Origin of the sequence: Fusobacterium sp., from assembly GCF_032477075.1 — a bacterium.
Taxonomy (GTDB): domain Bacteria; phylum Fusobacteriota; class Fusobacteriia; order Fusobacteriales; family Fusobacteriaceae; genus Fusobacterium_A.
In genome coordinates, this window is the sequence record NZ_JAWDXO010000003.1 from 136,099 (window position 1) to 160,345 (window position 24,247).

General features: G+C 29.7%; 19 protein-coding genes and 1 riboswitch. Of the genes, 7 read left to right on the forward strand and 12 right to left on the reverse strand.

The window, feature by feature from the left end; translation table 11 throughout:
• Window positions 1–72: 72 nt before the first annotated feature.
• The gene (locus tag E6771_RS02865) at window positions 73–567 is read right to left on the reverse strand and encodes a GNAT family N-acetyltransferase (RefSeq protein ID WP_316089553.1); all 495 of its coding nucleotides are present in this window, start codon (window positions 565–567) and stop codon (window positions 73–75) included.
• A gap of 383 nt (window positions 568–950) precedes the next feature.
• Here E6771_RS02865 and E6771_RS02870 point away from each other — a divergent pair, with 383 nt between their 5' ends.
• The 3 genes from E6771_RS02870 to E6771_RS02880 are packed head-to-tail and all read left to right on the forward strand — an operon-like array spanning window position 951 to window position 3,659.
• Window positions 951–1,883 (forward strand): ABC transporter substrate-binding protein, encoded by a 933-nt coding sequence (locus tag E6771_RS02870; protein ID WP_316089554.1) that lies wholly within the window; start codon window positions 951–953, stop codon window positions 1,881–1,883.
• Complete coding sequence (locus E6771_RS02875) at window positions 1,876–2,910, forward strand: iron ABC transporter permease (protein ID WP_316089555.1); 1,035 nt, start codon at window positions 1,876–1,878, stop codon at window positions 2,908–2,910. Before E6771_RS02870 ends, E6771_RS02875 begins: the two co-directional genes overlap by 8 nt.
• Window positions 2,907–3,659 carry an ABC transporter ATP-binding protein gene (locus E6771_RS02880; protein WP_316089556.1) on the forward strand — a complete coding sequence of 251 codons (753 nt, stop codon included), beginning with the start codon at window positions 2,907–2,909 and terminating at the stop codon, window positions 3,657–3,659. Before E6771_RS02875 ends, E6771_RS02880 begins: the two co-directional genes overlap by 4 nt.
• A gap of 964 nt (window positions 3,660–4,623) precedes the next feature.
• On the opposite strand, the gene E6771_RS02885 is transcribed toward E6771_RS02880, so the two are convergent.
• From E6771_RS02885 to E6771_RS02920, 8 genes are all read right to left on the reverse strand, one after another.
• Window positions 4,624–5,658 carry an ABC transporter ATP-binding protein gene (locus tag E6771_RS02885; protein ID WP_316089557.1) on the reverse strand — a complete coding sequence of 345 codons (1,035 nt, stop codon included), beginning with the start codon at window positions 5,656–5,658 and terminating at the stop codon, window positions 4,624–4,626.
• A complete protein-coding gene (locus E6771_RS02890; RefSeq protein ID WP_316089558.1) occupies window positions 5,648–6,433 on the reverse strand; it encodes an ABC transporter ATP-binding protein in 786 nt (261 codons plus the stop codon). The genes E6771_RS02885 and E6771_RS02890 overlap by 11 nt, the downstream gene beginning before the upstream one ends.
• 9 nt (window positions 6,434–6,442) lie before the next feature.
• Window positions 6,443–7,999, reverse strand: a complete 1,557-nt coding sequence (locus tag E6771_RS02895) for an ABC transporter substrate-binding protein (protein WP_316089559.1) — start codon at window positions 7,997–7,999, stop codon at window positions 6,443–6,445.
• Window positions 8,000–8,022: 23 nt separating this feature from the next.
• Window positions 8,023–8,847, reverse strand: coding sequence for a nickel transporter permease (nikC, locus tag E6771_RS02900; protein ID WP_316089560.1), 825 nt, complete (start codon window positions 8,845–8,847; stop codon window positions 8,023–8,025).
• A 1-nt stretch (window position 8,848) separates the two neighbouring features.
• Window positions 8,849–9,787 carry a nickel ABC transporter permease gene (gene nikB, locus E6771_RS02905; protein ID WP_316089561.1) on the reverse strand — a complete coding sequence of 313 codons (939 nt, stop codon included), beginning with the start codon at window positions 9,785–9,787 and terminating at the stop codon, window positions 8,849–8,851.
• 219 nt (window positions 9,788–10,006) lie between these two features.
• Window positions 10,007–10,181, reverse strand: a riboswitch (cobalamin riboswitch).
• A gap of 71 nt (window positions 10,182–10,252) precedes the next feature.
• Entirely contained in the window at window positions 10,253–11,122 is an 870-nt protein-coding gene (locus E6771_RS02910) for a GNAT family N-acetyltransferase (protein ID WP_316089562.1), read from the reverse strand.
• Window positions 11,123–11,232: 110 nt separating this feature from the next.
• A complete protein-coding gene (locus E6771_RS02915) occupies window positions 11,233–11,718 on the reverse strand; it encodes a flavodoxin (protein WP_316089563.1) in 486 nt (161 codons plus the stop codon).
• A 426-nt stretch (window positions 11,719–12,144) separates the two neighbouring features.
• A complete protein-coding gene (locus E6771_RS02920) occupies window positions 12,145–16,665 on the reverse strand; it encodes an autotransporter outer membrane beta-barrel domain-containing protein (RefSeq protein ID WP_316089564.1) in 4,521 nt (1,506 codons plus the stop codon).
• A 405-nt stretch (window positions 16,666–17,070) separates the two neighbouring features.
• Here E6771_RS02920 and E6771_RS02925 point away from each other — a divergent pair, with 405 nt between their 5' ends.
• Both E6771_RS02925 and E6771_RS02930 read left to right on the forward strand, forming a co-directional pair.
• Window positions 17,071–17,634, forward strand: coding sequence for a DapH/DapD/GlmU-related protein (locus tag E6771_RS02925; RefSeq protein WP_316089565.1), 564 nt, complete (start codon window positions 17,071–17,073; stop codon window positions 17,632–17,634).
• 37 nt (window positions 17,635–17,671) lie between these two features.
• Window positions 17,672–18,214, forward strand: a complete 543-nt coding sequence (locus tag E6771_RS02930) for a flavodoxin family protein (protein ID WP_316089566.1) — start codon at window positions 17,672–17,674, stop codon at window positions 18,212–18,214.
• 221 nt (window positions 18,215–18,435) lie between these two features.
• Here E6771_RS02930 and E6771_RS02935 read toward each other — a convergent pair whose 3' ends face one another.
• Window positions 18,436–19,449, reverse strand: coding sequence for an alpha/beta hydrolase (locus E6771_RS02935; protein WP_316089567.1), 1,014 nt, complete (start codon window positions 19,447–19,449; stop codon window positions 18,436–18,438).
• A gap of 290 nt (window positions 19,450–19,739) precedes the next feature.
• Here E6771_RS02935 and E6771_RS02940 point away from each other — a divergent pair, with 290 nt between their 5' ends.
• Together E6771_RS02940 and E6771_RS02945 are read left to right on the forward strand one after the other, a co-directional pair.
• Window positions 19,740–20,798 (forward strand): alpha/beta hydrolase, encoded by a 1,059-nt coding sequence (locus E6771_RS02940; protein ID WP_316089568.1) that lies wholly within the window; start codon window positions 19,740–19,742, stop codon window positions 20,796–20,798.
• 151 nt (window positions 20,799–20,949) lie between these two features.
• Entirely contained in the window at window positions 20,950–22,707 is a 1,758-nt protein-coding gene (locus tag E6771_RS02945; RefSeq protein ID WP_316089569.1) for a 1-deoxy-D-xylulose-5-phosphate synthase, read from the forward strand.
• A gap of 225 nt (window positions 22,708–22,932) precedes the next feature.
• Here the strand turns inward: E6771_RS02945 and E6771_RS02950 are convergent, their stop codons facing one another.
• Together E6771_RS02950 and E6771_RS02955 are read right to left on the reverse strand one after the other, a co-directional pair.
• The gene (locus E6771_RS02950) at window positions 22,933–23,103 is read right to left on the reverse strand and encodes a 4Fe-4S binding protein (protein WP_316089570.1); all 171 of its coding nucleotides are present in this window, start codon (window positions 23,101–23,103) and stop codon (window positions 22,933–22,935) included.
• A 154-nt stretch (window positions 23,104–23,257) separates the two neighbouring features.
• Entirely contained in the window at window positions 23,258–23,968 is a 711-nt protein-coding gene (locus E6771_RS02955) for a glucosaminidase domain-containing protein (protein ID WP_316089571.1), read from the reverse strand.
• Window positions 23,969–24,247 lie beyond the last annotated feature (279 nt).

The following is a 24,247-nucleotide window of genomic DNA, read 5'->3' on the forward strand; positions in this document are numbered from 1 at the left end:
TTAAAATAATACTTTTTAATCATTTATTGAATTTTATAATAGAAAATCTGCTGAACTTAAAATCATATTAAATTATAAATCTCTCTCCAATTTAATTTCGTAAATTGGTTCATCACACCATCCAGTTTCCTTAAATCTTTCTGTTTCATAAAAGCCTTGCTGATTATAAAATGACAATGCTCTACCTAAATTACTTGCTGTCCAAAGAAAAATATGTTTATATTCCCATTTTATAGCAAATTCAAGAAATTTATCCATCAATGCTCTTCCTACACCATATTTTCTATATTCTTTATCTACAATAAACCAACGAAGCTGCCCTTCACAAGGTTTATTAGAATCAGGAGTAATCAAGGCTATTGCCCCAATAGGTTTTCCTTCTGCTTCAGCAATCCAGATATTTTCTCTTTTCCATTTTGTTTCTGCTAAAAAATCAATTACAGTTTTTTCTACGTAATTATAAAAACTTCTTTTTACATATCCATATTCATTTGAATAGATATCCCAATGTTTTTCAATAACAAATTCCATATCTTCTTTTTTAAAGTCTCTAATTTTAAATTCCATGACTCCCCCTTATGCAACTAAATGATGTTTTTAATATTTATTTTTGAAATTTAATTATAACTACTTACATTATACTAAATAATTTTAAAAATAAATCAATTATTTTATATTTGTTATAAAATTTTATTTTTATGGCTTTATTATGGTAACAATATCAATACATAATTTTTATATATACTTATATACAATTAATTTTTTATATCTTTTATCAATATTATGCATTTATTAATTATACTTTAAAAGTAGTTTTTTAGTTTTAATTTCCTTTAAAAATAATATTTTATATATATTCAGCATATACTCTGTTTTTAAAAATAAAATTATTTAGTTTTCAAAGTTTATGTTATATTATAATTAGTAAAACAAAATAAAGGAGGATATTTATGAAAAAAATCGTAACAATTTTGTTAACAACTTTTAGTACAATGCTTTTTGCTTTTACTAACTCTCAAGAAATCAATGGTGTCAAATATGACTTTAATTTTGATAAAGCTCCACAGAGAGCTGTAAGCATGTCTCAATTTACTACAGAAATAATGCTGAAATTAGGACTTAAGGATAATATGGCTGGAACAGCATTTTTAGAGGAAGAAATATATCCTGCTGTTGCCTCTGCTTATAAAGAAGTACCAGTATTAGCCGATAAATGGCCTTCTTTGGAAGAACTTTTGGCTGCTGATCCTGATTTTGTTACTGGATGGGAGGTAGCTTTTAAAAAAGGTGTAGATTCAAAAATGATTGCTAAAAACAAAATTAATATGTTTGTGCCTCAATCTTCAATAGATTTTAATGCTGATTTAGATACTTTATTCAATGATTTTTTAATGTTTGGAAAAATCTTTAATAAAGAAAAAGAAGTTCAAGATTATGTAAATGCTGAGAAAGTGAGAGTTGAAAAAATAAAGGAAGGTACTGCTGGTAAAAAAGAATTTACTTATTTTATTTATGATTCTGGAACTGATAAAGCATTTACTGTCTTTGAAGGATTCACACCAAATCTTTTAAAATTGATAAATGGTAAAAATATTTTATCTGGTAAAGGTGTAGAAAAAACTTGGGGTGAAACAAGCTGGGAAGATGTAATAGCTGCTGATCCTGATTATTTTATAATAGTAGATTACAGTACTGGAATAAGAGAAGAAACTGATTCAGAAAGCAAAATAAAAGCTATTAAAGCTAATCCTAAACTAAATGAACTTAAAGCTGTAAAAAATGATAAATTTATAAGAGTAAAACTAGCTGAAATAGTTCCTGGAATAAGAAATGTAGACTTTTTTGAAAAAGTAGCAAAGGAAGTATATCAAGTAAATGAATAAAAAAAATAAAATATTGGTTTTAATCCTTCTATCAATAATAACCTGCATTTTATGTGTAGGATTTGGTTCAGTTAAAATACCAAGCAACTATGTTTTTAAAATAATTATAAACAAAATAATGAGAACTGATTATTTTTCTGCTGAATGGAAAAAAACTATTGAAAATATAATATGGAATATAAGGGTACCTAGAGTAATACTGGCTTTCATTACAGGAGCTTCTCTTTCTTTAGTTGGAATAATAATGCAGACTATAACAAAAAATAATCTTGCTGAGCCTTATATATTAGGAATATCCAGTGGAGCTTCAACTGGTGCAGTTTCTGTTATAATTCTTAGTAATTCCTATGCGTTTCTGAAATTGATAACAATAGAACAGGGAGCATTCATTGGTGCTCTCCTTTCTATTGCTGCTGTTTTTCTTATAAGTTCAAAGGAAATTTTCAATGGAAGCAGTCTAATATTAACTGGTGTAGGAGTATCTGCATTTTTTTCAGCCTGTACAACTGTTATTATATACAGCAGTAAGAATAATTCTCAATTAGTAACTGCAATGTTCTGGATGACAGGAAGTTTAAGTTCAGCTTCATGGGATGAACTTTTTTATCCTTCTCTATTTTTATTAATTATTTTTGTTATAATGATTATTTATTCATATGAACTGGACATTCTTCTCATGGGAGACAGTAGTGCTAAGGCATTAGGTATTAATACAATATGGATAAAGTTGTTCTTGATAATCATATCTACTCTCCTTGTATCAGTAGTGGTTTCTCTTACAGGTATAATTGGCTTTATAGGGCTGGTAATCCCACATATTTCAAGAAAAATAATAGGATACAAGCATAAATCTTTAACTCTTTTTTCAGTTTTTGCTGGAGGTCTTTTTTTAGTGCTTTCTGATACATTTGCCAGAACATATTTTTCTCCAGAAGAAATGCCTATTGGGGTAATAACAGCATTTTGTGGAACTCCTCTATTTCTTTGGATAATAAGAAAGAATTATTCATATGGAGGGAAAGAATGATACAGATAAAAAATTTGTCCTATATGCAAAATGGAAAATATATTTTAAAAAATATAAATATTACTATAAAGCAAAATTGTGTTACAGGAATACTTGGACCTAATGGTTCAGGAAAAACTACTCTTTTAAAACATATAATTAAAGAACTTACAAGTAAAAATAATATTTTTATTGATGGAGAAAATATTGAAAAAATTCCAAGAAAAAACTTTGCGAGAAAAATCTCTTTTGTGGAACAAAGTTTTACTGGAATAGAAGAAATAACAATAGAGGATATTGTGAAAATGGGAAGATACCCATATAAAAAAGCTTTTTTTGACTATAGCAGCAATGATAAACTTATAATAGATGAAACACTTTATCAATTTCAATTGGAAGACTTAAAAGATAAAAGAGCTGGAAAAGTATCTGGCGGAGAATTAAAAAGAGCTTTTATTGCAAAAGCATTTGCTCAGCAAAGTGAAATTATGCTTTTAGATGAACCTATAAATCATTTGGATATAAAACATCAATTAGATTTAATGAAGCTTTTAAAAAGTATGAAAAATAAGACAATTATTTTTTCTATACACAATATTGACCTAGCCCTCAAATTCTGTGATGATATAATTCTCATGAAAGATGGTGAAATTACAGCTTATGGAAAAACTCAAAAAGTATTAACTCCTGAAACAATTAAAGAAATCTTTGAAGTAGAAACTACTATAAAAAATATAGAAAATGAAGATATTATCATTTATAATAAGTAAGAAATGTACATTACCAATAAACAAAATGAATATTTTAAATTTTTTAATTTTGAATAAATTATTAAAGATATTATTTTTTATAGACCTATATTTTAATTTAAAATTAAAATATCCCTGCTATAAAGTATTTTTACAAATCAAAATATTAAATCAAATAAATTTAATAATCATTTGATTAAAGGTGGTATAATAAAATATTTTAACTTAGAAAATGCAATCTCTATCAAAATTTACTATTTTTATATATTTGTTAAACTAAAATAGCCCAATTAAGGGCTATTTTAAGTTTAAACTACACAGAATTAAATATTATATATTTAGTCATATATAATCAATAAAATCTTATATCAACTACAAAAATACTAAGACTCCCACCAATAATTTTCTAGTTGGCGAATAAAAATTATTAGTGGGAAAATTAAATTGACATATATCACATTACTGGGGGGTAATGTAATTAAGAATATCTTCTTAACATAATTATATAATATAAATATTTTTTTATGCAATAATATATTAAATAAATAATTATATAAGTTTTAGACTTTAAAAATTAACTTAATAAATGTGATTTTATAAAAATAAACAAAAAAATAAGATTTAAAATAAAATAATTAAATATATTATATTTATAAAAGTTACTATATCAGTGTAAAAAATAGAAAAATTAATTAAAAAAAGAAATTTTTAAATTATAAAAAATATATACAAATAAATATAATATATTATTGCATTTATTTAGTTTATAATATATAATTAAAATAATAGAAAAAAAGATTCCAGTGATAAATACAGATTTTTAATACAAAGAAGATTATTAATCTTTCCTTATAAAGATTGTAAAGTAATATATATCTGTCTTAAAATATTATGTTTATATAAGTAATAAACACCAACAATGGAGTTGATTTTTATTATAAAGACAAAAAAGAACAGCAATGAAGCTGTTCTTTTTTGCATATTATTATTTATAAGTAAAAAGTTTTATATTACCAGATATTTTATTATTATCTTTGATTTTATTTTTTTCAACTTCTTCTTTAATCAAATGACAAGCTATTTTATGTCCAATGCCAATTTCTTCCAGTACTGGTTTTTCTATTCTGCATATTTCTATTGCTGATTTACATCTATTCACAAAGGGACATCCCTTTGGAATATTTAGTGGACTTGGAACTTCTCCCTCCAATAATTCTAAATTATCTTTAGAATTCATATCCAAAGTAAACACTGCATTTACTAAAGCCTTTGTATATGGATGAAGTGCTTCTTTTTTCACTCTCTGTCCTGGCAGAATTTCCATTATATTTCCTAAATACATAACAACAACTTCATGAGAAAAAGATTGAACCAAAGCCAAATCATGACATACAAAGACTATGCTTAAACCTTTTTCTTTTTGTAATTTTTTTAGTAATTCTATAATACTGCTCTGTATGGAAACATCTAAGGCTGATGTTGCTTCATCACATATCAATATTTGGGGATTCAATGAAAGAGCCCTTGCTATTCCTATTCTTTGAAGCTGCCCTCCACTTACATTATGAGGATATGAATACAGATATTCTTTAGAGAGCTCCACCATTTCCAATAACTCCTCAGCTTTTTGTTTTTTATCTTTATTTGATAATAATCCATAATTCATCAAAGGTTCAGTAATGATATCTATAATTTTCATCTTAGGATTAAATGATGCCATTGAATCTTGAAAGATCATCTGCATATTTTTTCTATGTTCCCATATTTCCTTTTTTGAAAAATGTGCTATATCTCTATTTTCATAGATTATACTGCCTGAACTTACTTCTTCAAGCTGCATCAGCATTCTTACAAAAGTAGATTTTCCGCAGCCACTTTCTCCTACTATTCCTAAAGTTTTCCCTTTATAAATGTTTAAATTTATATCATTACATGCTATTAAAGATTGGTTCTTTGCTGTAGTAAATATTTTAGAAACCCCTTTTGTTTTCAGTATCAAATCTGACTCCTTACACAGCATATCCTTCCTCCAATTTTGGGACAGAGTCTAATAATAATTTTGTATAATCACTGTTTGGAAAATTCAATATCTGTTCAGGCTTACCTTTTTCTACAATATCCCCATCTTTCATTACTATTATATTATCTGACATATATGATGCTACTCCCAAATTATGAGTTACAATTATTATACTTGTTTTATATATATCTCTTAAGTTTATTAATTCCTGCACAATCTGTGCCTGTGTTGTAACATCTAAAGCACTAGTAGGCTCATCAGCTAGTAATATTTTAGGATTGAATGTCATTGCCATAGCAATTCCTATTCTTTGGCACATTCCTCCACTTAGTTGATAAGGATAGCTCCTCATTATATTTTCGGGATCAGGAAGTTTCATTTTTTTCAGCATTAATTCAGCTTTTTTTCTTGCTTCCTCTTTTGAGCAATTCGAATGATATTGAATATACTCGATGTATTGGCTGCCTATTTTTCTAATTGGATTTAATGTATTGCGGCAATCCTGAAAAACCATAGTTATATTTTTTCCTCTGTTTTTTTTTAATGTTTCTCTATTACCATCAAGTAATTCTTCATTATCCAAAATGATACTTCCAGACAATATTTTACTATTATATGATAAAGCACCTACTATACTTTTTATTATTGTAGTTTTCCCACTTCCACTTTCACCTACTATACCTACAATTTCACCTTTTTTTACTGACAAGTTAAAATTTTTTACTGTCGGCTTTTTATCTCCATATTGTATAGTCAAATCTTTTATCTTTAACATAGTTTTCTCCTACTTCAAAGCTGTTTTATTTGTTATCCAATAGTAATCTGTTGGATATAGAACAGTATTTATCACATTTTTTGCAGTAATTAAATATGTTGTTTCATATCCAAAGAAAATTGTTGGAATATCATTCATTATCAACTGTTGAATCTCAATAGTAAGTTTTTTTCTTTTTTCAGAATCAAATTCTGCTGATAATTTATCTAATAATTCATCTACTTTAATGTTATTATATCCTGTCTGATTAGATGGAGATTTACTATACCAGTTTTCACGAAGGTATTTTTCAGGATCACCAGTATTAGCTACTAACATATTCCAAATAAGCATATCAAATTTTCCTGCATCTCTTAAATCTAATAAAGTTTCATAACTTACTGTGTTTATTTTAACATTAATTCCAATTTCTTTAAGATTTATTTGAGCTGCTTGAGCATATATTTTTAATTCTTCTCTGCTTGTATAGATAACAAAATCAAGCTGAATTTTTTTCCCATCTGGAGTTTCTACAAACCCATCTCCATCAATATCTTTATATCCTGCATCTTTTAATAACTGCTTTGCACTTTCTGGATTATAGCTGTTTTCATCTATTAACTCATCAAAACCGTAATCTAATGTTGGAGGAATTGGGGCTTTTCCTGGAGTCGCTCCTCCTTCTAACAAAACTTTACAATATATATCTCTATTTAAGGCTCTTGACACTGCCTGACGTAAAATTTTATCCCTAAGAACACCTTTTTCATTCATAAAAGCAAAAGTTGTTCTTAAAGACTTTAAACTTTGAACATGATATTTGCTTTCATCACTAAAGTCCTGTAAATTTTCTGTTTTAAGATTATATGCAATTTGAATTTCCCCTGATTGCAAAGCCATAGAACGTGTAGCTTGATCATTTATACACTTAAAAATTACTTTATCTAAGGGAACTTCTCCATTCCAGTAATGTTTATTTTTAACAACAACACATACTTCAGTTGGATTAAAAGATTCTACTACATATGGTCCTGTACAAACTGGTCCTTTCATTGCAAAAGCTGAAGTATCTGCATCTGTATTAACTATTATAAACAAAGGATCTGCCAAACATTCAGGAAGAACAGTCACTGGAGCTTCTGTACTTATTACTATATATTGTCCATCTTCTTTTATTGAAACAGGATTAAAAAATGTTGAAGCCCTGTTACTTAATTTAAATGTACGTTCAAGAGATTTTTTTACTCTTTCAGGTGTCATTTCTGTTCCATCAGAAAACTTAACTCCCTCTCTTATTTTAAATTTCCATACTTTTCCACCTTCACTACTTTCCCAGCTTTCTGCTAATAAAGGTGCTTTTTCCCCATGTTCATCAAATTTTACCAAAGTTTCTCCAACTCCATATCTTGAAACTACCCAGCTGAAATATTGTTCTGTTGTTTCAAGAGTATCTGCAAAGCTTGTTACTCCTACTGTTATTTCTTTTGGAGCTGCAATTATAGATGTCGAAATACCAGTAAATATTCCTAAAACCATCATCCCCATTAAAATAATTCTGCTGATAAATTTTTTACTTTTCATTTTCATTCCCTCTTCTCCTCCTTATATTTTTAGTTTTCCTTAGGATCTAAAATATCACGAATGCTGTCACCCAGCATATTGAATATTATTACTACTGCTATTATAGCTATTCCTGGATACATTATCAGCCAAGAGGCTTTTGTTATATATGTTCTTCCCTCATTCAACATCAATCCCCATTCTGGAGTTGGTGCCTGTGCTCCAAATCCTAAAAAAGATAATGACGCAAGTTCTAACATCATTGTTCCTATATCTGTAGTAGCTGTTACAATCATTGTTGGTATCATATTAGGGATTAAATATCTTTCTATTATTTTACCTGTTCTTGCTCCTCCCACAATAGCTGCCTCTATATACATATTGTTTTTAATTTTCAAAACTAGGCTTCTTGCCAGTCTTGCATATTTTGGCCAGCTTACCAATGCTATAGCAAGCACTGCATTAGTCATGCTTGGTCCTAATAGTCCAGCTACTGCTATTGCTAAAACTAATCCAGGAAATGAAATCATCATATCTGCAAATCTCATAATAATTGTATCTATGATACCTCCAAAATATCCTGCCAGTATTCCAAAACCTGTTCCTAGTAAAAATACAACTGATACCAAAGTAAATGTCATTATTAATGATGGTCTTGTTCCATAAACTATTCTTGAAAATATATCTCTTCCTAATCTGTCTGTTCCCCACATATATTTTTCACCAGGTGGAATCAGAGAATCAGTCATTATTGCATCATAAGGATTTTTAACTGCAATCCATGGAGCAAAAACAGCTATTAATACAACCATTAATGCCAATATAGAAAAAAATACAAACTGCTTATTTTTCATTAATCTTTTTAGTAAATCCATTTTAATGTTTCTCCCCCAATCTAGGATCTAAATATTTGTATGAACCATCAACTATTAGATTTATCAGCATATAAAACAATGCTATAAATAAAACATATCCCTGCACTAATGGATAGTCATGAGTAGAAATTGCTCTTACAGCCATACTCCCCATTCCAGGCCAGTTATATACTATTTCTACAACTGCTGTTCCACTCAATAAACTTCCTAGAGACAATCCTAAAAGTGTTACTAAAGGAAGCAATACATTTGGGAGAACATGTTTAATCATTATTACTCTTTCACTCATTCCTCTTATCCTTGCACCAGTCACATATTCCTGCCTTAATTCATCTAATACTGTTGTTCTAACCTGTCTTGTATATTTTGCAGACATTGCTAGAGCCAATGTTACTGCTGGAAGTATTAAAGCTTTTAAATTTGCTGTTCCACCAGCTATTGGCACAAGTTTTAATTTTACTCCAAATATACTTAGAAATATTAATCCCAGCCAAAAACTTGGAACTGATATTCCTATAAAAGTAAATCCTCTTACAAAATAATCTATTTTTTTATTTCTATTTACTGCTGCTAGTATACCTAATGGTATTGATATTACAACCATTAAAATCAATGATGATGCTGCCAATTTAAAAGTTATAAAGAAATTAGAAATAAGTTTTCCCCACACTGGAACCTTTAAAGAATAAGAATATCCCATATCTCCTCTGCATATTTTCAAAAGCCATTCTCCATATTGAGTTAAAAATGGCTTATCTAACCCCAATTCTATTCTCGTTTGTGTCAAAAGTTCTGGTGTTGGAATATTCCCACAAGCAGTCAGCATAATTTCTGCTGGATCTCCAGGAGATAAATATATCAATGCAAATGTTAAAAAACTTATACCAAACAGAACAATTCCTATTTGAAGTATTTTTTTTAAAAAACTTTTTCCATTCATCAGATTTTCCTCTCCTCAATTCTAACTTTAATATATTTATTTTTCCAAAAATTAAAATAAAAAAATCAACTCCTTATACCTAAAATTTTAAAATAGAGATTCTCTTTATTTTTAAAATTTTAGTCTTAAAGAATTGATTATTTTCAATAATTATAAATATTATTTTTTAATAAATATATCTTATTATATAATAATTCATCACTATTATCTCCCCGATAAAAGTTAAAACTAAAATTAGATAAGTCTCCTGGCTTGATTTCACTTTACTCCTATCCCTTCCCAGAATTTTCCAGTGGTTTTAATAGTTTCATCAATCTTACAGTAGCGGGGGCTGCGTAGGAGTTTAACCTACTTCCTCTTTTAAGCTATAAGCACCTAATTTATACATCTATTCTAATAAGAATTAAATCATGTATATTATTTTTTGTCAACTTTTTTATACTAAAAAAGTATATATCTTCCCTTTTAAGCATGAGACAGCAATGAAAACATAAGTTTATTGTCTATAAAAAGATTTTCTTTACTGTTTAAAACAAATAATGTATCATCATTTTCTATTTTTGTACCACAATAGTTCTTACATTCCTTTGGAGTAAATCCCAGAACTACCTGTTTAATACCTTCGAATCCAATACTAAAAATTATTTCTTCCATAGAATAATTATCACTGCCAAAAATATCAAAACATGTTAAAATATCTTCATTCTTTATTGCTATACATACTGTATCATACTTTTTCGAATAATATATATGCTCTTTCATAAAAAAACTGCAATAAAACATAAGCAACCCATAATTATTATTCATTGAAAATGCTGAAAAAGGATTAGACTTTTCATAATATTTTTTCAATATAAAATTATCCTCTGAATTACTCATTTCAAGTTTTCTAAATTCTCTTTTCATTGCTGAAAAAGGCAAACTATATTGATACTCTGCTGCCTTTACAAATCCAAATTTTGGATAAAAGTTAAGAACATTGGAATTTGCAAACAAATAAACAGCATCACATTTTTCTCTCCATTCTGAAATAATTTCTCTAATCAACTGAGATGAAAATCCCCTATTTCTATATTCTGGATCAGTCATTACAGTTCCTAATTGTATATAACGTTTTGATTTATTTTCCCACACTGTATCTATAATATTTACAGATACATTTGCAACTACTTTCTTTCCATTTTCTGCTAATACATATGGAATATATTTATCTGTCCAAAATCCATTTTGATGCCAATTTTCAAAAGAAAGATCAAATACTTTTTCTGCAAGTTTTATAAAACTTCTACGAAGAATTTCATTATCTCTTATCTGTTTAACCAATTTATATTCCACAATATCACTTCCTTTAAGTAAAGCAGATAATTTTTTATTAAGTTATTTCTTCCATTTTAGTTATATAAATATTTAAGAATAATACATAAAAAATTTTCATAAACTTACTATTACTGTTTTAGTCTCTCTATAAGATTTTTTATAATTTCTTTTACTGTTTCTGAATCTATATCTTGTTTTTTTATTGCTGTTCCATCTAGTATTTCTGCATCAGAACATATTTTTTTCAAGTCTTTTATCGTGTTAGTAAATCCACCACCACCATGCATACAAATAGGAAGAATTATTTTCCCTTTAAAATCATACTTTTCTATAAAAGTAAACACAGGCATTGGGAGTGTTCCCCACCAGTTTGGAAATACTAATACTATTTTCTTATATTCTGAAATATCTTCTAATTCTCTTTTTAATTGAGGTCTTTCTTTTTTTAATTTCTCCATACCTGCTTGAGCCACACATGTGATATATTTATTTGGATATTCCTTAACAGTTTCTATTTGAAATATATCTCCACTTAATTCATCTTTTATTCTTTCAGCTATTATCTTTGAAGTTCCACTCCAAGTAAAGTAAACAACTATTACTCTATTTTCCACGATTATACCTCCATTACAAAATACAAAAAATCAGTTAATAATTTATTCAAAAATATATATTCTGCTTAAGGTATAGTATAATATATATAAAATATTGTCAAATTTTATAAAATAAAACAGAACCTAAAATAATTATGAGAGTTTTTTTCTCTATTATATTTAAGTTCTGCTTATTTTTCATTGTATGATTTCACTATTTTTATACTATAGCCATATATAAAATTACTATTTTGGATCAAATAACATAGTTTAAAGACTTCTATGTTGTATAACATCTCTTTATTCTTTTGTCTTTATATTTAATATATACTTTCCTTAACTATTAAATATAAAGATTATAAGATCACAACTGATTATTTTGTAAGATATCTATTGTAATCCTATAATTCAATATTAGTGAAAGAAAAAAATATTATTCTCTAAAATCTAAAAAGCTATACGCAAACCTATTTCTCCAACTAGTTCATATTCTTCACCAAATTTTTTCGTGCTGCTGGCCAAGCTAACTTCTCCATAAACTGAATACTTATCTTCATTCCAATTATGCGAACCACCAATACCCAGACTCACCCAAGTACTGTTCAGATTACTTTCATAGTCTACACCTGAAATACTAATAGTTGAGTCACCTTTAAATTCATGACGAACATTTCCTAATAAATATACTTTATTACGAACAACTTTGCCAGAAGAATTCAGATGACTCTTTTCATAATTAAGAGCCATACCAAGTCTTCCTTCGAGTCCTTTATAATCTTTTTCATTCACTATTACACTATTTTGAATATCCGTAAATCTGTCAAAGTTCACTCGTGAGTAAATAATTTGAGCCTGAGGTGTCAGAGACCAATATTGATTAAAGTCAAAAATGCGTCCTACCTCAAGACTTAATGCATAACCTTTAGCATGATTTTCCTTTATCTGATGAGAACTTGAAGTAATTGTGTCAGAATCGATATCACTTTTAAACCAGTTATACCAAGCTTGAGCATCAGTATAAAAACCATTGTGATTGTACCAAGTCAAAGTAGCTCCAAATCCATGTCCAGTAGTGGTGATATCACCATTACCATGTGGAGAGTCTATGTCAGACCAAGCTTTGCTCATATTACCATTGATTCCGGCAAATAGACGAGAACCTTCATCATTCTCGTATATAGGTATGTCCATACCAACATTAATTCTGCTGAAACGCAACCTATAAGAACTTTCATTATCTTTATCTGAATCTAGATCTGGTTTATAATAACCTTTCATACCTTCCACACGCATCCAGACTTCTCTTGGATAAATACCAGCATTACCTCGATCATAACCTGCTTCTTGTTCTTTGTTCTCTTTTAACCAAGGACGATGACCAACCCGCTGTTCTAGTGTAGGCAGCTTGTTAAGACCACCCAAAATCAGCAAATATGACTCATAAAGGGGTGTTGCTGGATGAAGCACCAAAGAACCATCACTATTGCTGGCATTACGTAAAAAGAGTCCTGCTTGGTTATTAATATCTCCATACCAGTCTTTATCACTCTCCATAATATAGCTGTAAGCACCAGCTACAACAGCGTTTTGTCCTCTACTTGTCTTAAAGTCAGAAGCAAGATGGAAATTTTCACCAAGTTGATTGATCAACTCACCCTGACTAATACCAGAACCATTTCCACGCAGACGAATTATTTCAATACCATGATCTGTTGTTGCACCATTACCTCCCTGATGAATTACAGATACACTAGTTCCATTTTTATTTGAAGCGGAATCAATCACACCATCAATAGTCAGTGACCCATGGTGGGACATGTCATCCAAAAGTTCAGTGTGAATCTCTACTCTGGCATTATTTCCAGCTCTATAGTTCCCCGCAAGAGTCAGTGGTACAAACTGAGAGTTTGTATCATCAAAGGTATTGCTGAAACGCTCAAGACCTGGTGCAATAGTACCATTATTAATAATAGTGGTAAAGTCTGTAGGGCTGACAGTTGGAGCATTTGTATTACCAAGTTGTGCATTTATAGAATTTCCCACGATCCCTTGCCCTTCCAATCGTGATCCAGCTGCAACTGTTACTTCTGGAGTATTCAATAAGCCCTTTGAATTGTTCAAAGGTGTGTTAGGATCAACAGCATCTAGACGCAATATTCCTTGATCAATAAAAGTACGACCAGAATAATATTGATTATTAAGTAGTGTCAAGACCCCTGCTCCAGTTTTGTGCAGATCTCTGCCAATATTAGGTGCAGCACCTCCAATGCCGTCTCTGATAGTATTTTCTCCTAATGTGACAATATATCCATTGGTGTTGATTGCTCCACCACCTTTATTTAAAAAGATAGACTGTATTGAATTTGTGAAATCAATGTCTGCATCAGCTTGTAATATACCTTGTGTATTCCCACTTCCATTTAAAGAAGTATTTTCATGATCACCTAGATATACATCACCCATTCCTAAACCAAGAGATGATGTAATTGCTATTGTACCATTCTTTACCCATGTATCTCCACTGTATGTATTATTACCATATAACCCTAATGTCCCTGTACCAATCTTGACTAACCTAGTAGCTCCATCTGTACTCTGTACAATATTTTGTGAGATAAGCCCTGTATACCCTTGTGTATCAATAGTCACCGATTGTGGTACTGTACTGCCACCACCACCAATAATTACAGGCCTTGAATTCATAGAAACATTGCCATCTAGTCTTAAAGTAGTTTTATCCCACAGCTCAAGTGAGCTAACTTCTCCACCAAGAGAAGCATCAGAATTAATTGCCAGTGTTCCAGCTTCAATTCTGGTACCACCTTGGTACAGATTATTTCCATAGAGAGTTAATATACCACTGCCAATTTTTACTAAACCTCCATACCCATCTATCCTACCAGCAAAAATACCACTATTCCCCTGTGTATTGATTGTCATTGTGCTTGATGGTCCTCCAGCTAGAGTGACTGCCCGACTTGAATCGACATTTCCGTCAAGTTGAAGTGTTGTAGTATCATACATTACTAAGCGGCTGTTACTGCTTCCCAGAGCTGAATCTGAGTTAATCCCTAACACTCCTTCCTCAAGGATAGTACTACCTTGATACAGATTATTTCCATAGAGAGTTAACATACCACTGCCAACCTTCACCAAATCTCCACGTCCATCTATATTTCCAGTAAAAACACCGTTATTTCCCTGTGTATTAATTGTCATTGTGCTCGATGGTCCTCCAGCTAGAGTAACTGGTCGACTTGAATTGACATTTCCATCAAGTTGAAGTGTTGTAGTATCATACATTACTAAGCGGCTGTTACTGCTTCCTAGAGCTGAATCTGAGTTAATCCCTAACACTCCCTCTTCAAGGATAGTTCCACCAGAATAGGTATTTGCACCATTCAAAATTAAACTGCCTGAACCTGTCTTTGTCAGACTCCCAGAACCTGCAATAATCTGACTAATATTTGTTGTATATCCTTGAGTATCAATGGTTCCTCCACCTTCCATTAGGGTAATTGACCTAGTAGCTGCCAGATCAAAATTACTACCAAAACGTAATGTTCCATTAGTTCCTCCTATTGCATTATTCACACCAAGTGTTATACTACCAGATGCAGCTCCAAGATCACTGTCTTTATCTACAACAAGAGCCCCTTCATTGATCAGTGTTCCTCCACTGTAAGTGTTATCACTGCTAGAATCCATAGTCAGAGAACCAGAACCAATTTTTACAACCTGACCATTTCCAGTTATAGCACTACCAGTATAGCTGTCATCAAATGGCTGTTCAAAAATCAAATTACCATCATTTACTACATTGGTAGCACCATTTATTCCCTGAGCCTGAACATTTAATCTACCAGGGCCTTCAATTTTAACAGTTCCCTTAAACTCAGGGTTAGCTCCTACTAGTGCCAATCCACCATTTTTAATAACTAAAGAATTTACACCTTTCAATGAACCATTGATAGGTGATGAGGGATGAAGATCACCAGGAACTGCTGGAGTACCACCAAGAATAGCCCATGCTCCTTCACCAATCTTAGTGATAGATGAAAAGTTCAATACTGAACCAGCCAGAGTAGCTGATTCTCCAGAATCGGCATCTAAAGTCAGATCATTTGTTCCCCCACCGCCATCAACGTTACCAGTAATCTGTGAGCCTGGTCCAAAAAGTAAACTATCATCACCATTCCCAAATTTTAATGAACCTTTAACAGTTCCATAATTCTCAAACACTAAACCAGGTCCACTACTACCACGGCTACTACCAAAAACATTATAACCATCACCTTTGCTTGTGGAAATAGTTCCATTATTTATAACCTTATTTCTACCAGCAGGAGATGAAGAGGTAGAAGTATCTTGAAACCATAAGGCTGCCCCATTGTTACTGTGAATTGTTCCATTATTAATAATAGTATTACCAAAACCATGGGCATTAATAGCTTCCCCATTAGTAGTAGAACCTAGTTGCTGCACAGTACCTCCAGCCTCAATAGTCAATGTGGAGTTACTATTAAACTCAATGACATTAGGCCCACTATTAAAATGGCCACCACCACTAGAATTACTGTTTCCTTCTACAGTAGCATTGGCTTTAACTGTGATATTCCCACTATCGTTCAAACTAATTACTGTACCTCCATCCTGTGTCACTTTAGTTGGTGTAGTGTCATCACCAATAGTCACTGTCCAATTATCATTTGCAATTATTGGACCTGTACCAATAGAAGATGGCTCATTGACTACCCCTACAATATTTTTGACCTCACTTGCCCAAGCATTCTCTCCAGATATACAAACAGACATAATCCCTACTGTGAGCAGTGGATATAGTACTTTCTTTTTTAACTCTTTCTTTCTTACAGAATTTCCTGACATTATCATAATCACCTCATATTTTATATGTATTAAAGCTGACATAAAAAAATTAAAAGTCAGATTTTTTAATAATTGAATCATTTTATAACTTCCTCTTTAATAACAAATATATACAAAAAAAGATTTAGGAATCCTTTAAAATACATATTTTTTCATTTAATACATTTTTAAAACATTTGAGTACAAAATTAAAATTTAAAGGAAATTTTAGAGCGAAAAAAAATTATACTTTTATACAAAAAAATATATGCTTAATAAGCATATATTTATATTTAATATAGGTATTTGATATTAAATTACTTCTGCTATATAATAAAAATACAATAAGCATAATAAAATCTAATGAATATTAAATAAAGATTTTTATCTTTTTAGATTATACTATTATTTTAATACTCTCATCCTTAATTAATATATAGATTTTCTAGTAAATTCTTTAGAATTGTATTGAGCTTTTAAAAAATCTTATTATCAAGGAGATTATAAATGACTATTGAAAAATTTTTAGAGCATGTAAATAGTGGAAAAAATATCCCAACAAATACAGATATTCATATATTTATGACAAAACTAAGCAATGAAGCTATGAAAATAACAACTAAATTAAATAATTCCTATCATACTCCTGAAGAAATCAGAGAAATATTTGTACAATTAACAGGAAAAGATATTGATAGTTCTTTTCGTATCTTTCCACCATTTTATACTGATTGCGGAAAAAATATTCATATTGGAAAAAATGTTTTTATAAACACATGCTGCCATTTTCAAGATCAAGGAGGAATCTTTATTGGAGATGGGGTACTTATTGGGCACAATGTAACTTTAGCAACTCTTGACCATGGTTTTAATCCTGAAGATAGAGGAACTACATATCCAGCTCCAATTATCATAGAAAAAAATGTCTGGATAGGTGCTAATGTGACAATTGTATCTGGTGTCAGAATAGGAGAAAATGCAATAATTGCAGCAGGAGCAGTGGTTACAAAAGATATTCCTGCAAATGTAGTTGCTGGAGGAGTTCCAGCAAAAATAATAAAAAGAATATAGTTATGAGAGAAATTTAAAATGTAAAAGGAGAAGAGATATGAAAAAAAATGTTTTGATTATTTCTACAAGTCCACGTAAAAAAGGAAATTCAGATATATTAGCATCTGAATTTGAAAAAGGTGCTCTTGAATCTGGACATCAGATTAAAAAAATAAATCTTTATGACAAAACTATTAATTTCTGTAAAGGATGTTTGGTTTGCCAGTCTACTAAAAAATGTATTATAAAAGATGATGCCAGTGACATTGTGGAAGAGATGCTTCATAATGATGTTATTGTATTTGCTACACCAATATATTTCTATGAAATGTGTGGCCAGATGAAAACTTTATTAGACAGAACAAACCCTCTATTTCCATCAGATTATTCATTTACTGATATCTACCTTCTGGCAACAGCAGCAGATAACAGTAAAAATTCAATGGATGGAGCTATTAAAGGACTTCAAGGTTGGGTGGATTGTTTTGAAAAAACAAATTTAAAAGGTGTAGTAAAAGGACTTGGTGCTGATATAGCTGGAACTATTAGAAATTTTCCTGATACTTTAAAGGAATCTTTTAATTTAGGTAAAAATCTTTAAAACTCAGGAGGTATTTATATGAAAAAATATTACTATTTACATTGATGCTTTTTGGGTCTTTAACCTTTGCATCAGAAATAAAAAAAGTAGCTACAGACAATGCTGATATACAAATAGAAAATCCTAAAATAGCTACTCGTATTTTAATTCAATAGCAAATATACTCATAAAATAAATAAAAATATCAAAGCTCTGGAATATCCCAGAGCTTTTTTTATATATTATTCATTAAACATATGAGCAGCTGCTTTATATACCTTATTCCATAGTTCCTTTGACTGCTGTGCTTCAGGATTAGCCAAATCAAATACATGATAAAGACTTGGAACTAAATGAAACTCAGTTGTTATTCCTGCTTGAATAAGTCTATTTGCATAATCTAAATCTTCATTTACAAATAAATCCAACTCTCCTACATAAATAAAAGCTGGAGGAAGATTTTTAAGATTTTGAGCCTGACTAGGAGAAAAATAAGGAAGCATTTCAGTTGAAATTTTTTTATTGTCTCTTAATTTTTCCCATGCAAATTTATTAGTTTGAGCATTCCATGCAATTTCACCAGTAAATGGAGCATTATATAAAGAATCTTCACTTCCAGTACGACTGTCAAGCATTGGATAAATAAGGATTTGCCCTAAAATTTTTATATTTGCATTATCTCTATTATAGAGAGCAAGACTTGCTGATAATCCTCCTCCAGCACTGTCTCCCATCAAAATAATTTTATCAGAATCAAGATTTAATTTCTTTCCTTCTTCTTTTAAATAGATAAGACCATTATAAACATCTTCAAGAGCTGCTGGAAATGGAGCTTCAGTTGATAATCTATATTTTGGAACAACAACAGCTGCATTAAGATTATCTGCTAAACTTTGATAAGATTGATAATTATTCAAAGCTAATCTAAGTAAAAAACCTCCTCCATGAGAATAATAAAGAACAGGTAATTTTTTATTTTCTGAATTTTTAGGACGATAAATATATAGTGGAATATCAATTTTTTCTTCTGTTCCTTTAACTAAAACTGTTTCAGGCTTTGATTCAGCTGGAATTTCTGGAATTCCCAGTTTTGCTATTTTTTCAAGATCAGCATCTGAAGTATAATTATGTATCATAAAACCATAGGCCGCCTCTTGATAATCTTTAGCTACTTTATCAATAGTTTTAATCTCTGCTGCTTGAAGCTTAAATACAATACAAAGCAGCAAAATACACTTAATAAATAACTTTTTCATATCCTTCTCCTCCCTTAATATTATTTTATTGCTACTTCCTATAATAACCTTTAATACAGCTTATGTCAAATACCTATATTGAATATTGACTTATGTCTTAAAAACATTGGAATATTTTTATTAAAATTTCAAAATAGCAGACATATAATATTAATTCTAGATCTTTAAACCCAAATAATAACATGCTTAAAAAGCATATTATTATATTCAATATAAGTATTTGTTATTTGAAAATTTTTATTATATACTTCAGTTAAGATTAAAAGTCTTAAAATCTAAGGAGGTTAAAAATGAAAAATTTATCATTATTATCAACTTGCAAAAGGATTATGCTTGGAATGGCTTTAATGACTACTGGAGCAGGTAATATTTTTGCTGCTGATATGTCGAATGGAGCTGACAATTTCTATAAAAGTGATAAAGTAACTTTACAAAAAGTCACATTTCAAAATCAATATAAAATGGGGGTTACAGGTAATTTATTTGTTCCAAAAAATATTAATCAAAATGCTAAAAATTCAGCAATAATTATTGGTCATCCTATGGGAGCAGTAAAAGAGCAATCTTCTAATCTATATGCTCAAAAACTTGCTGAACAGGGATTTGTAACACTTGCAATAGATCTATCATTCTGGGGAGAAAGTGAAGGACAGCCTCGTAATGCTGTATCACCAGATATCTATGCTGAAGATTTCAGTGCAGCAATTGATTATTTAGGAACTCGCCCATTTATTGATCAAAATAAAATTGGTGCTCTTGGTATCTGTGGAAGTGGAAGTTTCGCTATTAGTGCAGCAAAAATTGATCCTCGTATGAAAGCCATAGCTACAGTAAGTATGTATGATATGGGATCAGCTAGTCGTAATGCACTCAACCATTCATTAACATTGGAGCAGCGTAAAGAATTCATTGCTGAAGCTGCTGAACAGCGTTATGTAGAATTTAATGGTGGAGAAACTAAATATACTAGTGGAACAGTACATAGAATTGATGAAAATTCATCTCCAATAGAAAGAGAATTTTATGATTTCTATCGTACTTCACGTGGGGAATTCACACCTAAAGGAGCTACTTCTGAAACAACAACACACCCTACACTTACAAGTAGCATAAAATTTATGAATTTCTACCCATTTAATGACATTGAAACTATCTCTCCTCGTCCAATGTTATTTATTACTGGAGACCAGGCTCATTCAAAAGAGTTTAGCGAAGATGCATACAGACGTGCAGCTGAACCAAAAGAATTACTTGTTGTTCCTGGTGCTGGACATGTGGATTTATATGACCGTGTTGACATGATACCATTTAATAAATTAACTGATTTCTTTAAAACAAATCTGAAATAAAAAAAATTTCCCCTTCTAGTTTTATCTTGAAGGGGATTTTTATCACAATAAAAAAATAAAAATTAATTCTTGACCTAGAGTCCACTCCAGATGTTAGACTTAATACATCAAGAAATAAATCAAAAAATATTATTATATAAGGAGAAAAAATATGTATTTAGAAAAAATAGATAACCCAAAAGATTTAAATAAAATGAATATGGAAGAGTTAAAAAAACTGGCAGATGAAATGAGAAAAGCTCTTCTTAACAGGCTGAGTAAAACTGGAGGACATATAGGTCCTAATTTAGGAATGGTTGAAGCTATCATTGCTATGCATTATGTTTTTAATTCTCCTATAGATAAATTTGTATTTGATGTATCTCATCAAAGTTATCCATACAAAATGCTGACAGGAAGAAAAGATGCTTATCTATATGAAGAGCATTTCCATGATGTTTCAGGTTATACAAATCCTGATGAAAGCGAACATGATATGTTTAATATAGGTCATACTTCAACATCTATAAGTTTAGCTTCTGGTCTAGCAAAAGCAAGAGATTTAAAAAATGATAATGAAAATATTATTGCTGTGATTGGTGATGGTTCTCTGAGTGGTGGAGAAGCATTAGAAGGATTGGACTTTGCAGGAGAATTAAACAGTAATTTTATCATTGTTGTTAATGACAATGATATGTCTATTGCAGAAAATCATGGCGGATTATATAAAAATTTAAAAAAATTAAGAGAAAGTAATGGAACTCATGAGTGTAATCTCTTTAAAGCAATGAGCTTAGACTATATTTATGAGAATGAAGGAAATAATATTGAAAAATTAATTGAAACATTTACAAAAGTAAGAGATATCAATCATCCAATAGTTGTTCATATCAATACTCAAAAGGGTAAGGGATATAAATTTGCTGAAGAGAACAAAGAAAACTGGCATTGGAATTTCCCATTTGATATAGAAACTGGAAATATATCATTATCTTTTGATGAAGACTATAGTTCAATAACTGCAGATTATTTATTGAATAAAATGAAAAAAGACCATAGAGTAACTGCTGTTGTTGCTGGAGTTCCAACCAATATTGGATTTACAGCAGAAAAAAGAAAAAAAGCAGGAAAACAATTTGTGGATGTAGGAATTGCTGAAGAACATGCTGTTGCTATGGTTTCAGGGATTGCTAAAAATGGATGTAAACCAGTATTTGCAACATATTCCAGCTTTATTCAAAGAACATATGACCAGATATCACAAGATTTATGTATTAATAATAATCCTGCAACTATATTAGTAAATGGTGCATCTATATACAGTATGAACGATGTTACACATTTAGGTATTTTTGACATTCCACTAATTTCAAATATTCCAAATATTGTTTATCTGGCGCCTACTTCTAAAGAAGAATATCTTGCTATGCTGGACTGGAGTATAGAACAATCTCAATATCCTGTGGCAATTCGTATTCCAAGTAATGGAGTTATATCAGATAACAGAGATGTTGGCACTGATTACAATGATATTAATAAATATAAAATAGAAATAAATGGAAATAAAGTAGCAATTTTAGCCTTAGGAGACTTTTATCAATTAGGAGAGGAAATATCAAAAGAAATAGAAAAAAAATTAAAATTTATCCCAACACTGATTAATCCAAGATATATTACAGGATTAGATGAAGCAATGCTTAAAGATCTATTAAATAATCATGATATGATTATTACTCTGGAAGATGGTATTCTAAATGGGGGGTTTGGAGAAAAGGTGTCATCTTTCTATGGTACCTCAGATGTTAAAGTTAAAAATTATGGTTTCAAAAAAGAGTTTATTGACAGATATGATGTAGATGAAGTTCTAAAGGAAAATGGAATTAGTAAAGAAAAAGTTATTAAAGATATTCTTAACTGTAATATATTATAAATTATTATTAACTATTACTAAACATATAAATTTTTAAATACTCCAGATAACTTTATGATTTAAAATTGAAAAAATGTCTTAAGTGCAATACATCCAATATCTTAATTGTCTAAGATATTGGATGTATTTTTTATATAATTTTATATTTTTTATTGGCTTTTTAACTCATGAATAGTTATTTTTTTATAAAAAAAGAGCCATTAAAAATGACTCTTCCTAACTTAATTACTCAGCTGATATAGCTGAAACAGGACATACACCTGTACAAGCTCCACAATCAACACAACTATCTGATATTCCATATTTTCCATCATCAGTTGCAGATATCGCTCCTACTGGGCAAGTTCCTTCACAAGCTCCACATCCTATACAAGTATCTTTATCTATTACGTGCATTAAAATACCTCCTAATATTCATTTAATTTTTTAACTAATTAAATTTTATATCATTTTATAAATCTTGTCAAGTGTAATTTAAAAAAAATGTTGTATTTTCAAACACTTATATTTTGATTTTCAAATAATTTAATACACTTTCATCACATTTAGATTAGGCATCATGCTCCAATAGATCATTAGCTTTTATTATAGTTGTCAATTTTCTTCCATATTCTTCTCTTATTTCAGAATAATTATTTAAGTGTTTTACCAATTTTAATGAATTTTCTCCATTAACTATTGCTGTTCTAAGTTGTTTATAAGCCCCATGTCTTGCTAATGTCATTATATAATCTTTTACTGACTCATCAATAGTATCATATTTTTTATAATAAGTCCCTTTTCCTACTTTAACACTTTTATTCTGATCCTTCGAAAAAGATTTCATTCCAAAAAGATTATTTCCTTTTTTAGCAACATTTGAAGTCCCCCATCCGCTTTCTAATGAAGCTTGAGCTATTATTAATGAGGTAGGAGGTATTATCATTTTATTCAAAAGCTCCTCTATATTCATATTTTTTACTTTATATTTTGTAAAAGCATTATTTAAAATATTTTTTTCTTCCTGTGTACTTACACCTTTTTCAATTATTTTCTTTATCTGTTCTTTTTCAATTTTTATTTCTACTTCAATATTTTCAATTATCGGTACAAGTGTTTGTATGAATAATTTCTTTCTTTCATTTCCTTGTATTGCACTAAAATCAATTCTTTTATTTAGATAAAACTGTTTGTTTTTTAGTTCACTTTCATTTACTATGACTTCTGAAAAAGCAGTAAATGAAAGAAGAAAAATTAATAACATGAATATTTTTTTTCTCATTATTTCCTCCGAATTAATAAAGTTAGCAGAAAATCCAATTGATTTTCTAAATATTGTTATATTGACCACCATCTCTGGTGATCATATCTTTCTGCTTATCCCCATATCAGCGTCAGAATACACCTCTCTAAACATTAATTTATAAATTCTCAAAAGAGGTATATTTTTTTAATTAAATAACAAGATATTATATCATATTAATTAAAAAAAAGATAACTTTTTTTGACAATTTTTAGTAAAAAAAAGTAAAAAGCTCTCTAAAAAGAGAGCTTTAATGCT